A 13,268-nucleotide genomic window follows, 5' to 3' on the forward strand; every position below is an offset into this window, starting at 1 on the left:
GTCATGCTTCCCCCGGCATCAACCATCATCCTCACTTCAACCCCGGCTTCTGCTTTTGCAAACAAGGCTGCCATTAATTGATCGTACATCTTTCCTGATGTAATAATAAAGTACTCCAGAAATATGAATTTTTCAGCCTGATTAATGATATCAAGATTAGCCTGATGCATAATCTCGCCCAGTTTTAAATACTCTGTTTTGGTATTTTTCCAAACCGGCGTATCCCCCAGGCGACTGACTAAATCCACTTGTTTTTTTATTCCCGGATCTTCGATTTCCTTGTACACATCGATATTCTGCTCAAGTTTGCCAAAGGTGTTTTCATTAATGGTATTCAGAAACGCAAGCGATTTTTTAGAGATCCGACTTTCTCCCCAGAGAAGGTAAAGAAGCACTCCCAAGATCGGCAAAACTAAAACAAAAATAATCCAGGATATTTTATTGGAAGCTGATTTATTCTCATAGATTATGTGAAGAACCACTAAAAATGCAATGGCTTCAACTAACCAATAGGCGGCAAAAACACGCTCATTAAATTTGTAAATGAGTATCCCAAAAATGACTAATTGGATCACGATTAACAACACATTGATGATAAATTTTGAATTATTTTTAATAATACTTTTTAATCCGATCATTTTCACCTTCATTTCTAAATCTCAGTTTTTCTTACTTGAGTTTTTCATAGACCTTCCCGACTGTGAGCCCCTGGAATACCGTAGTGAACAAAACGATGGCATAGGTAGCAACCAGAAAAATGTTATAGGTGTCCGAGGCAAGGGCGGTTCCGGTTCCCATCACTAAAGCCAGACACAGGCCTCCTTTTAAACCTGCCCAGGTGAAAAAAACAGTAAAGCTGGATTTTGACATATCAAGGGGCAATTTTTTTACCAAGGCCACATTCCCAAAAACACCGATGGTTCGAGCAATGGTGTTAATCAGAATCGCACCGATGATGATTACCAGAATCCCAGTCCCTGAAAATCCGTCCAGATTCCGGATGTCCACAAACAAAAGACCAACCAGCAAGAATAAGATGCCATTTAATAGATTATCGATAACTCCCCAAAAATCATAAAACAGCTCGTGGATTTCTTTGGTTTTCTGGTCCATCCCCTTGTTTTTAAGCCTGGCAATGCCGGTGGCATAAAAGAGTCCGCAAATTACCGCAGCAATGGGCCCGGAAAAACCAAGATGCTCACAAATCAGGTAAGCCAACATCACCGTTAAGATACTTGTGAAGATTTTGATATAGCGATTATTCGTTTTTTTGAAAACAAATGATAATAAGAAAGCAACCACCAGTCCGATCGCCACCGCACCCAAAATATCTGCCACCAGCCCCCAGACAAAGCTTGCCACTGTAAACTCAGTGGCTGTTTGTTCCAGAATGCTCATCAGGGTGACAAATATCGCCACCGCTACCCCGTCATTAAATAAGGACTCCCCTTCGATAATCAAGGACAGTCGATGGGGCAAGCCGACCTTACTGAGAATACTCATCGCCGAAATGGGATCCGATGGCGAGACTATTGAGCCCAGGATAAGCGCTTCCAGATAACTGATATTCAGTTGGAATAAATAGCCCAGTCCGTAAAAAAGGCTGCCATAAACCAGGATTGAGATGATCGTTCCAATAATAGCCATTCTTCCGATCAGAAATTTATCCTCATTAAAGTCAACGAATCTGATTCGCGAGGCTCCGCTAAAGAGCATAAAACACAAAACCCCGTGAATCAGAAAATCATTAAAATTGAATTGTTTGAGCAAATCCAGCAATTCTTCAGGCAGCGTCAATGCATTCATCTTCTGGAGCAGAATCAAAATCAGACAAAACCCGAATCCGAAAACAACCAATCCGATTTCATAAGGCAATTTTGTCGTTTTTTCGTTAATAAAGCTAAATGCCACCACCAGGAAAAGTACCACTGTAAAAAGGATCAGCAGTTCACTAAAATTATACATCGCCGTGGTTTCCGTTTAAACGCCTAAAATTTGTCGTTTTTTGGCCTCAAACTCCTGTTGGGTTAAGATCCCCTGATCCCGTAACTGTCCCAGTTTAGATAATTGTGCCAGTTGTTCATCAAAATCCACATCTTCCCGGTAACTTTGCTGTGGGGGTGCCTGTTGTTGATAGGCCTGCTGTTGCTGTTGGGCATAAGCTTGTTGATCTTTTTCGGCAAACCGCTGAGCCTGGCGGCGACTGACATTGTTTGATGCTGCTGTGGCCGTACCGGAAATAACTGCGGTGCGGGCAATTCCTCTTAATAATCCAGCCATTTAATTTTCCTCCTCTTCATCCAATTCTGCAGCCGCATCGGGATGGATCCGGCCTTCTGAAATTAACCTGCCGTTGGCATTAATCAGTGCCTTTTTAAGATCCTTGGCCCACAAATGTTCAATGATCAATAATCCCGCTGAATTATTATCATCTAGTACCTCACCAACTTCTTCGGTGTCTTCAATGGTAATCAGTCCTGCTCGCTCCCGCTGCAATACCTCAATAGTATGGGTCAGTTCTTGATCTAGGTTGTTCAGTTCCAACGCCGTGACATTACCATTTTCGTCTTTGTAAATCAATGCCAGATCCAACACGTTAATAATTTTTTTGCCCACTGCATCGGTTAAGGCATTCAACACCTCGCCTTTAAAGTGGTTTCCCTCAAACTCCAAAACAATGTAATCGATTGGGCCACGCATATTCTTCTCCTATCTGTATCCCCTAAAGATACACCTTAGATATTTTGATTTCTACATCTTGCTATTGTATCATGTTGAGCTGTAATCTTTTTACCCCCTAAATCTACAATTTAGCATTCTGTTTTAAAAATTCCTGTTTAATGATTTTAAAAATGGGAATTTATTGAATAGAACTGGTAACAGCTCACAGAAATAATTTAAAATCAGGAGGTCAGAAAATGGAAAATGTAATTGGTAGTGCTACCAACGGACACAAAGGAGTCGGCATTGCAGCTTCAATCATCATGGTGCTGCTTGGCATTGGGGTATTTGTTGCTCCACAATTTTTCTTGAATATGATGATCTGGATCTTTGTTATTGGTCTGATGATTTATGGTGTTTTTCTTATTTATGACTATGCCAAGAGTGAAGTGAAAAACGGCTGGAGTCTCACTTCTGGCATCATGGCTGTGATTCTTGGCTTCTTACTGATTTTTGCTCCGGCTCTTTCCCGGGCCGAAACCTTTGGCTTTATGCTGGCGTTTATGACCTTATTCACCGGTATTAATCAGATCACCGCTTCGGCGATGCTTAAAAAACAGGGTGGCTCCGGAACCGGATGGTTGCTGGCTGCCGGGATCATCAATACGCTGCTCGGATTTTTCTTTCTGTTTAACCCTTATGTCATGCTGTTTGCCTTTTCAATCATTGCCGGCATCTATTTAATCGTTGGCGGGATTGCCCTTTTCGCAGCTACCATTTCATCACACCCTGCCGCATAATAAACGACGTATTGCCACATTGAAGTTCTGTTTAAGCAAACAAAAGATGTCTTGTGTCTGAGACATCTTTTGTTTTTATATTTATCTTAAAATCCGGTTGGAGCGCTTTGTTTTGTCAGCATTTTGCTTTTCATCGATTTTATGATAAAATTCTTCTTACCTATTTGTAACCCTCTAATAATGACCAAATTATTCATCGAAAGGCCTGATTATGCAAACTGAGAAACACCATCCGATTAATCAAAATATCAACCCTCATTGGCGCCGCCAGATCACCTTGTTTCTGACCAGCCAGACGGTTTCGCTACTGGGTTCCGCCATTGTTGCCTATGCCATTATCTGGTATGTGACCCTAACCACCGCCTCCGGGTTAATGATGACGATCTCCACCCTATTCACCTTTTTGCCGCAGATATTTGTGTCACTTTTTGCCGGGGTGTGGGCGGACCGCTATCATCGAAAATACCTGATCCTCCTGGCCGATGTTTTAATCGCCGTGTCAACGCTGATTCTGGCGATCCTTTTTTTAATCGGTTACCAGGAGCTCTGGCTGCTGTTTCTGGTCTCGGGCATTCGTTCCTTTGGGGCCGGAGTTCAGACCCCGGCGGTAAATTCACTGATTCCCCAGCTGGTTCCGGAAGACAAGCTGATGAAGGTTAACGGCATTAACGGCAGCATTCAGTCGCTGACCTTTATTATCGCGCCGGCCATCAGCGGCGGCCTGCTGGTGGCCTTTTCGCTGGAATACACCTTTTTTATCGACGTTGTCACCGCCATGCTGGCGGTGGGAATCCTGGCCGTGATTCCGATCCCCCTCCATCCCAAAGCCCGGAAAAAAAATACTACCACCGCTCTGGCCGATCTGAAAGAGGGTCTCCGGTATATCCAGCAACAGCGGTTTATCCGGGTACTTTTTATCTATTATGCTCTGATTATGTTTTTTATTACGCCGGCAGCCTTTTTAACACCTCTGCTGATCACCCGAATCTATGGTAGTGAGGTCTGGCTATTGACGGTCAACGAAATCTTTTTTAGTGGTGGCACGATGATCGGTGGCCTGATTATTGCTCTCTGGGGCGGTTATACCAACCGGATTAAAACCATATCCGTAGGCTGTTTTGTGTTTGGGCTGGCCATTTCAGCCATGGGTGTTGCCCCCAACTTTGTGCTGTATATTCTGTTCATTTTTATTTCCGGTCTGGCCATTCCCTTTTTATCCGCCCCGACCACGGTGCTACTTCAGGAAATAGTGGCAGTAGACATTCAGGGCCGGGTATTCAGTATCCTCCAACTGATTGCCACCACCGCTCTACCCCTGGGGATGGTAATCTTTGGGCCGCTGGCGGATTTTATACCGATCCAGACCCTGTTGATTGTCTCTGGTCTGATTATGGCCGGCTGTAGTCTGACCATCATCCGAAATAAAGCACTGACTACTGTTAATGGCAAATAAAAAGATCTGAGCATCGTGCTCAGATCTTTTTATTTGCCGCTTCTTCTTTTTCTCCCAGCCCCAGAAAACCAGGAATGGGGATCGCCCCGCCAATAACTGCCCCAATGGCCATGGGGATAATTGCATTAATTGGAAACATGATCAGCAATAACAAGATCACTGCCAGGGGTTTTCGCAGAACCGCCCCGGTGAGGGCAGCCGTAACCACTGCTACGCAAAATATCGGATCAATCGGTAGTATCATTGCAAAGGCGTACCCAATGGCCGTTCCGGCAAAAATAACCGGAAAAATATGTCCGCCCCGCCAGCCCATTTCGAGACAGACATTGGTGATCAGCAGCTTGACAATGGCGGTCAAAAAAAGCAGCGCCACGCCAATACTTTCCCAACCATGCATCAACTCGGTCATTTGATGTTCTCCAGAAAACATGGTGTAGGGTAAAAATATTCCCACGCCGCCGAGGATTATCCCGGCCATAACAGCCTTGATCACCACCTTGTCCTTAAGAGGCCGGATTGCCCGTTTCACCAGACCTTTAAAGACAAAATAGAGCATTCCCAGCAGACTGCCAGCTAAAGCTAAGGGGATAACCAGGGTCCATTCAGTGTTTCCCAGGGTTTCAATGGCGGGAAAATTTCCCAGGCCTGATCCCCCGCCAATATGGTCAGATAAAAACCGGAAGGCTCCAAACCCACCAAGAATACCGACAAAATATAATAACATCCTGGTATTCTTCGGTATTCTGCTGACACTGTCATCATCCTCAATCTGATTGACAAATCCAAACAGCGGCGAATTGAAAATAACCCCAATCGTGGCTGCCATTCCGATTTCGGCAATTTCCTCAACTTCCACCAGGGTAAATTTCAACTTGTCGGAAAACCAGAAACATAACCCCACAATAATCCCTGACAACCCCGCTTCTGGCCCCAGACTCCCCCCGAAAATCAGGGGTAGCAAGGCCGCCACTCCAATAATATGGAGATTATTATAGGGAATCTTTTGGCCAGTTTTCATCTCTGCCATGATTTCCGAAAGTTCTCTGGGATAGGGGCCAAAACGTTTTTCCCATAGACCGACCAGCAGACCGCCCAAGGCACAGATCACCAGCGGATAAAAGGTGAAGTCAATCATTTCGGGGATGAATGACCAAAATAATTCAATGCCGAGGTTTAATAAAAAAAGCAACAGCCAGGTAACGCCGCCAATAACCGCACCTAAAAATCCGACAACCAGAATCATGACCAGGTTCTTTTTAAATTTAAGGCCCATATTCACCTCCGCATGTTTTTACTGTAACTTTTTTATTGGTGTTGCTGCATCAACCCGCTCTTCGGATCTTCTGCAATACCAATCCATTTAGGCACCGGAATGGCTCCGCCAATCACCGCACCAATGGTCATGGGAATGATGCCATTAATGGGAAAACAAATCAACAGCAGTAAAATCACTGCCAGTGGTTTTCGCATCACTGTAGCCGTTAAGGCCGCCGTCACCACCGCCACACAAAAAATGGGATCAATCGGAAGCAATAGGGCACAGGCATAACCAATGGATACCCCGGAAAAAATGGTGGGAAAAATATTACCACCCCGCCAACCCATTTCGTGACAGATATTGCCCATTAAAAGTTTAACAATCCCAGTTAAAAGCAATACCGTAAAACCCATGGCCGGCCAGGAGTTCATCACCTCAACCATTTCGTGTTCGCCGGAAAACATTGTGTAGGGCAGAAATATACCTATCCCTCCAAGGATCATACCGCCGAGAATAGCCCGGATCACGATATTCGTCTCTAAGGGTTTAACCGCCGCTTTGGTTATTTTCATAAACAGAAAATAAAGAGTCCCCGCCGCAACCCCAACCAGAGCCAGGGGAATTGCCGCTGCCCATTCCGTTCCCGTTATTTTTTCAATGGCGGGAAAATGTCCCAACCCCAACCTTCCGCCAAAACTACTCTGCAGGATCGTTAATACTCCATAGCCGCTGAGAATCCCTACAAAATACATTAGCATTTTCAAATTTTTAGGAATCTCCGCCGGCTTGTTCTCATCTTCAATCTGCTGAACAAAGGCAAAAAGAGGAGCGCCAAAAATAACGCCAATGGTAGCCGCCATACCTATCTGGGGCAGCTCTGCAGTTTCCGAAAAAATAAAGCTAAAGCGGTCGGAAAACCAAAAACACAAACCCACAATCACGCCGGTTAAACCAGCTTCCGGCCCCAGGCTTCCCCCAAATATCAGCGGCAACAAAGCTGAAACACCAATAATATGCAAATTGTTATAAGGAATTTTCTCCCCTTTTTTGACATCTTTCAAAATCTCAGCCATTTCCCGGGGATAGGGACCAAACCGCCGCTCCCAAAGACCGATGAGTAAACCGCCAATAGCACAGATCACCACCGGATACAGGGTGAGATCCGCCGCATTTCTAAGATCCTGCCATACAAAACTGATTCCCAGGTTCATAATGAATAGCAACCCCCAGGTTATCCCGCCGATGGTTCCTCCCAGCACGGCCACAAATAAAATCATCACAATTATTTCTTTGAATTTAATCCCCACGCTGTCCTCCTGTCAATCGGCTTTTACAACCCTTCATTAATGAATTGCACTCTGTTTTTTCCGAATTCTTTAGCCTTGTACATCGCAATATCAGAATAATTAAGCAGCTCTACCGCAGTGATCCCATCCCGGGGATAGCGGGCAATACCAAAGCTTGCGCTGATATTCAATTCCATATTTTCTACCAAAAATGGCTCCAGCAATGCAATCCTTATTTTTTCCACATATTCAAATATTTTCATTTCACTCAAATCACGTTGAATAATCAGGGTAAATTCATCCCCTCCCAAACGTCCCAGCATATCCTGCTGAAAGACTATTTTTTTGATTTTATCGGCAATCGACTTCAGTAATAAATCGCCGATATAATGTCCCTTATAGTCATTGATCTTTTTAAAATTATCCAGATCGATAAACACCACCGCAAAACGTTCCTGCTTCTCCTGAGACTGTTCCACCAGATAATCCAGCTTATTAATTAGCATTTCGCGGTTTGGCAGCCCGGTTAAAACATCGGTATAGGCCAGATAATTAAGCCTGACTTCGCGCTGTTTCATTTTTCTGTTTAGTTCCTTCAGCTTAACGTTTTGCTGTAAAAATTTTTTTTCGGAGCTTGCCAATTGATCATAGAGAGTACTGAGCTCCTTCTTTTGTTCGGTTATTTCTGTCAGCTTGGTGTCAAAACTTCTTTCATAAAACGAAATGATGCTGATGGTGATGATGGTGCATAGAGGCACTACAATTCCGGGTATCGCATCCATATTTCCAGTCAAAAACACGATTCTGATTGCGATAATTAAGGAAACTAATAGATTAATAAAAACCGCAATCTGATACCCCTTATCTCTGACTGCAACTACCAGATAAACCGAGACCATCACCTGAATTTGTGCTACAACCCCAGCAATATTACTTAAATTTGAAAGCTGTATCTGAAAAAACAAGGCGGTAAAATATAGAATCAGGGCAAGCGTGATTTTGATCCATGATGCCACCTTATTTTCCCCAGCCAGACTTTTGTTCTCAAGATAATTTTTTTTTAAATCTGCGATACTGCGATTTTTTTTCATGGAATCCTCTCCTGGTATGAATTCTAATGCGCTGGGTAGATTATATCAGAATTCTTCTTTTGATACAATCATACATCGGTTTCACAACGCGTTGATAGAAACCGGACCACCAAATTTCCTGATCCTATTGCTTACTCTTTCAATTCTTCTTTAACTGTTTTTTGACCGTAGCAACTGCTAAACTTTACAATCATCCGTTTCATTTCTTCTTCATCCAAAATCACCGGTTCGCCGATGGTCCGCGCTTTCACATACACCTCGGCACAATGCTCAATTTGTTCGGCAATATTAAAAGCATTGAGGATATCTTTACTTCCAGTCAGCAAACCATGGTTGGCCATTAACACCGCAAAGCGATCCGTCATCGCTTCAAAGGTTCGTTCTGCCAGCTCCATTGTTCCAAAGGAAGCATAATCAGCGCACCGCACATCCAATCCCGAATAAGCCACCAGGTAACTGGATGCCGGCAGCGGCTGCCGCAACGTCGCCAGTACCGTAGAATAAACCGAGTGGGTATGAACCACCGCATCAATATCCTGTCGCTTCACATAAAAGATCTGATGGAGTGCGTATTCGCTGGATGGTTTTCTCCGGCTGGCCACGACTTTCCCCTCCAGATCCATGACCACCACATCATCCGCCTCGGTTTCAAAATAATCGATACCACTGGGACTAACTGCCATGAGTCCCCTGTCCCGATTAAAAATACTGATATTCCCACCGGTACCTTTGGTTAACCCGGCGGTAATCATCTTACGGCAATACTTAACTACATCTTCACGTTCTTTTTGCAATAACATTTTTTCACCTTCTTTGTTTTGATGTACTACAGTTATCGTCTGAATATCGTTTGCCCTGTTTGACTTTGTCTGGATTGGTCATAGTTCCTGAATATCCCAGATAAATTTATAAATTCACTGGTGTTTTTCATCCTTTTTTCTTTAAAAATGTTTCTTTTTTTTCATTCTAACACAGAGCGACACACTAAACAATGTGTGGCGCCCGCTGTGCCAAAATTTTTAACACTTTGAACTAAAAAAAATATAAATAGCCAAAAACCCTGTCGGTAGCGCCACAATACGGATAGCATCCAACCCCAGGCCCATCCCGCAGTTTCGCTCATGGCGCCGTCCACCTGCCAGCCCCCACTGATAATAGACGTCGGTATAAAAAAAACACGCAGCTTATAAATAACTGCGTGTTTTTCTCAATTTTTATTCATAATAAATCTCATCAATGGCACAACCGGCCGGGACGATGGGGTAAACCCCTTCTTCATTGGAAATTTTCACATGAACCAGCAGTGGCCCCGGTTGATCCTTGATCGCCTCCAGAGTTTCTTCCAGTTCGGCGATGTTGGTGACCTTGTAGCCGGGAATCCCGCTGGCGGCGGCCAGCATCAGATAGTCAGTACATTGGACGATATCAGTTTGGGCATAGCGTTTGTCGCTGAACAGCTTCTGCCATTGCCGCACCATCCCCAGGGATTCGTTGTCAAACAGGAATATTTTCAGGGGGATCTGATACTTGCTGACGGTAATCAGTTCCTGGCAGTTCATCCGGAAACTGCCGTCCCCGGCAATTAACAGCACATCCGCATCGGGATTGGCCAGTTTAACCCCGATGGAAGCTCCCAGGCCGTAGCCCATGGTGCCTAAACCGCCAGAGGTAATAAATTGGGCCGGCCGCTTGACGTTCCAGTATTGACCCACCCACATCTGATGCTGTCCAACCTCGGTAACCACAAAAGCTTCCGGATAGGCGGCATTGATCGTATTGAGAATATTCTTGGGATGATAATCGCCTTTTTCGGCACAGGGAATGATCCATCCCTTGATTTTTTCATACCATTCCGGATAGGATTTTTCCTCGATATCTTTAGTAAGTAGAGGTAAAACATCTTTAATGTTTCCCTGAATCTGAATTTCAGATGGAATATTTTTAGCAAATTCAGTGGGATCCACATCAATATGAATGATTTTTTTATTGCGGACAAAGGCGTCGCAGTTGCCGGTGACCCGATCACTGAACCGGGCCCCAATGGCAATCAGGACGTCAGAATTGATAACGGCCAGATTGGTTTCCTGGAAGCCGTGCATACCGACCATTCCGATAGACAGCTCGTGATCTCTGGGGATACCGCCTAAGCCCATTAAAGAGTTGGCAACGGGAATTCCCGCTTTTTCGGCAAAGGCCAGCAGTTCTTCGTGGGCCTTGGATTTAAGCACCCCGCCGCCAGCATAGATCATTGGCCGTTCGGCAGCATTGATGGCTTCAACCGCTTCAAGTATCTTCGATTCCTTGATTTCCGGATAGATCTGCCGCAGTTTGGGGATAAACATTTTTTCATATTCAGTTTTGGCCAGGAAAATATCCTTGGGAATATCGATTACAACGGGACCTGGTCGTCCCGATTGGGCAATGACAAAGGCTTCCCGGATGGTATCGGCCAGATCTTCCACATCAGTGACCAGATAATTGTGCTTGGTAATCTGCATCGTCACGTTGGTGATGTCAATTTCCTGGAAAGAATCCTTGCCCAGCAAAGGCGAAGCAACCTGTCCGGTTATGACAACCAGCGGCACGGAATCCAGATAGGCATTGGCAATCCCGGTGATGGCATTGGTGGCGCCTGGTCCGGAGGTGGTAATGGCGACCCCCACAGTATTGCTGGTTCTGGCATAGCCATCAGCGGCATGGACACCATTTTGTTCGTGACAAGGGCCAATTTCGGTAATATTGTGATCGAGTCGATAGAAGGCGTCGAATAATGGAATCACGACGCCGCCGGGAAATGAAAAGACATGTTTAATGCCCTGTTCTTCCAGACAGCGGACAGTGATTTCTGACCCTAATAATAATTCTTTGTTATTCAAAATTTTCACTTCCTTTCTGCTATTGGTTGAGATTGATTAGTTTGTAGGGCCGACTCGTACCCGCCGGTTGGCATTTTCTTGCCTACATTTCCGGGCGGTTGATAACCGCCCCTACGAACCATATATAACTAAATTGTACTTATTCTTATTATTTCTCGAATACTGCACCGGTGGAGGCAGAGGTTACCATTCTAGCATATCGGGAGAGATAGCCGGTTTTTATTTTTGGTTCCACTGGAACCCAGGCAGCTTTTCGTTGGGCCAGTACGGCGTCGTCCACTTTTACGGAAATAGCACGGTTGACTATATCAATGGCGATAATGTCGCCTTCTTCAATCAGACCGATGGTTCCGCCGGCAGCAGCTTCTGGAGAAACATGGCCGATACAGGCGCCCCGGGTAGCTCCCGAGAAACGGCCATCGGTAATCAAAGCCACATCTTTATCTAAACCCATGCCGGCAATAGCAGAAGTTGGGAAAAGCATTTCCCGCATCCCCGGACCACCTTTGGGACCTTCATAACGGATGACAACCACGTCGCCAGCCACAATTTTGCCAGCCTTGATTGCGGCGGTACCTTCTTCTTCTGAGTCGAACACTCGGGCCGGGCCTTCATGTTTTAACATTTCCGGTGCCACGGCGCCCTGTTTGACCACGCCACCATCTGGGGCCAGGTTACCAAACAACACCGCTAAGCCGCCGGTGGGGCTGTAGGGGTTATCTAATGGCCGGATGACTTCGGGATTTTTATTAAACACACAGGTTAAATTTTCGGCAATGGTTTTACCAGTGACAGTCATTAAACTTGTATCGATCAGACTGGCATCGGCTAAAGTTTTCATCACGGCCTGAATACCCCCGGCATAATACAGGTCTTCCAGATGGTGATTTCCGGCAGGAGCCAGCTTACACAGATGGGGAGTTTTAGCTGAAATCTCGTTGACTTCCTTCAGATCGATAATCACTCCTGCTTCATTGGCAATAGCCGGCAGATGGAGAATACTGTTAGTTGAACAGCCCAGGGCCATATCACAAGCCAGGGCATTTTTAAAGTTTTCTTCAGTCATGATATCCCGGGGTTTAATGTCTCGTTTCAACATTTCCATCACCTGAATCCCGGCTTTTTTGGCCAATCGCACCCGTTCGGCAAAAACAGCGGGAATGGTGCCGTTGCCAGGCAAACCCATGCCCAACACTTCGGTCAGGCAGTTCATGCTGTTGGCAGTGAACATTCCCGAGCAGGAACCGCAACCGGGGCAAACCGAATCTTCAAAGGATTTGAGCTCTTTTTCATCAATTTTACCGGCGTTAAAGGCTCCCACCGCTTCAAAGGCAGTGTTTAAATCGGTTTCTTTTTGTCCCACTGCTTTACCTGTGAGCATCGGGCCGCCGCTGACTACTACGGCAGGAATATTTAGCCGGGCTGCGGCCATCAGCATGCCGGGAACGATCTTATCGCAGTTGGGAATTAAAACCAGTGCGTCAAAAGAATGGGCTATGGCCATGATTTCAATGGAATCGGCAATCAGTTCCCGGGATGCCAGAGAGTATTTCATCCCCACGCTACCCATAGCAATCCCGTCACAAACTCCGATGGTCGGGAATTCGATCGGGGTTCCCCCGGCCATCCGCACCCCTTCTTTTACAGCTTTAGTAATGGTATTTAAATGAATATGTCCTGGAACGATTTCATTAAAAGAATTGACAATCCCAACGAGGGGTTGCTCCAACTCTTCGTCGATATAACCCATGGCTTTAAATAAAGAACGCTGGGGGGTTGTTTCAACGCCCTTTTTTACACAATCACTTTTCATTTGATATCCTTTCGTTGTGGTTTTAATGTT

12 protein-coding genes are annotated in these 13,268 nt (G+C 45.2%); 2 read left to right on the forward strand and 10 right to left on the reverse strand.

Annotation, left to right across the window (positions count from 1 at the left end; genetic code table 11):
• The 4 genes from ACEW8F_RS15850 to ACEW8F_RS15865 form a co-directional block, all read right to left on the reverse strand.
• On the reverse strand, nucleotides 1–638 hold a 638-nt coding region (locus ACEW8F_RS15850; protein WP_373484437.1), incomplete at its 3' end, for a PLDc N-terminal domain-containing protein.
• A gap of 31 nt (nucleotides 639–669) precedes the next feature.
• Nucleotides 670–1,965 carry a cation:proton antiporter gene (locus ACEW8F_RS15855; protein ID WP_373484438.1) on the reverse strand — a complete coding sequence of 432 codons (1,296 nt, stop codon included), beginning with the start codon at nucleotides 1,963–1,965 and terminating at the stop codon, nucleotides 670–672.
• Nucleotides 1,966–1,980: 15 nt separating this feature from the next.
• A complete protein-coding gene (locus ACEW8F_RS15860; protein WP_373484439.1) occupies nucleotides 1,981–2,280 on the reverse strand; it encodes an SHOCT domain-containing protein in 300 nt (99 codons plus the stop codon).
• Nucleotides 2,281–2,700, reverse strand: a complete 420-nt coding sequence (locus tag ACEW8F_RS15865; RefSeq protein WP_373484440.1) for a DUF6325 family protein — start codon at nucleotides 2,698–2,700, stop codon at nucleotides 2,281–2,283.
• A 218-nt stretch (nucleotides 2,701–2,918) separates the two neighbouring features.
• Here ACEW8F_RS15865 and ACEW8F_RS15870 point away from each other — a divergent pair, with 218 nt between their 5' ends.
• Nucleotides 2,919–3,461: an HdeD family acid-resistance protein gene (locus ACEW8F_RS15870; protein ID WP_373484441.1), complete on the forward strand. Its 543-nt coding sequence runs from the start codon at nucleotides 2,919–2,921 to the stop codon at nucleotides 3,459–3,461.
• A gap of 211 nt (nucleotides 3,462–3,672) precedes the next feature.
• Nucleotides 3,673–4,914, forward strand: coding sequence for an MFS transporter (locus ACEW8F_RS15875; protein WP_373484442.1), 1,242 nt, complete (start codon nucleotides 3,673–3,675; stop codon nucleotides 4,912–4,914).
• Between the two features lie 19 nt (nucleotides 4,915–4,933).
• Here the strand turns inward: ACEW8F_RS15875 and ACEW8F_RS15880 are convergent, their stop codons facing one another.
• The 6 genes from ACEW8F_RS15880 to ilvD all read right to left on the reverse strand — a co-directional run bounded on the left by ACEW8F_RS15880 (nucleotide 4,934) and on the right by ilvD (nucleotide 13,238).
• On the reverse strand, nucleotides 4,934–6,187 hold the full coding sequence (locus tag ACEW8F_RS15880; RefSeq protein WP_373484443.1) for a chloride channel protein: 1,254 nt from the start codon (nucleotides 6,185–6,187) through the stop codon (nucleotides 4,934–4,936).
• 32 nt (nucleotides 6,188–6,219) lie between these two features.
• Complete coding sequence (locus ACEW8F_RS15885) at nucleotides 6,220–7,479, reverse strand: chloride channel protein (protein WP_373484444.1); 1,260 nt, start codon at nucleotides 7,477–7,479, stop codon at nucleotides 6,220–6,222.
• Nucleotides 7,480–7,502: 23 nt separating this feature from the next.
• Nucleotides 7,503–8,549, reverse strand: a complete 1,047-nt coding sequence (locus ACEW8F_RS15890) for a diguanylate cyclase domain-containing protein (protein WP_373484445.1) — start codon at nucleotides 8,547–8,549, stop codon at nucleotides 7,503–7,505.
• Nucleotides 8,550–8,680: 131 nt separating this feature from the next.
• The gene (locus ACEW8F_RS15895; protein ID WP_373484446.1) at nucleotides 8,681–9,349 is read right to left on the reverse strand and encodes an L-fuculose-phosphate aldolase; all 669 of its coding nucleotides are present in this window, start codon (nucleotides 9,347–9,349) and stop codon (nucleotides 8,681–8,683) included.
• A 414-nt stretch (nucleotides 9,350–9,763) separates the two neighbouring features.
• Complete coding sequence (ilvB, locus tag ACEW8F_RS15900; protein WP_373484447.1) at nucleotides 9,764–11,425, reverse strand: biosynthetic-type acetolactate synthase large subunit; 1,662 nt, start codon at nucleotides 11,423–11,425, stop codon at nucleotides 9,764–9,766.
• A gap of 148 nt (nucleotides 11,426–11,573) precedes the next feature.
• Complete coding sequence (gene ilvD / locus ACEW8F_RS15905) at nucleotides 11,574–13,238, reverse strand: dihydroxy-acid dehydratase (protein ID WP_373484448.1); 1,665 nt, start codon at nucleotides 13,236–13,238, stop codon at nucleotides 11,574–11,576.
• Between the last annotated feature and the right edge of the window lie 30 nt (nucleotides 13,239–13,268).

This window comes from Acetobacterium sp. (genome assembly GCF_041752335.1).
Taxonomy (GTDB): Bacteria; Bacillota; Clostridia; order Eubacteriales; family Eubacteriaceae; genus Acetobacterium.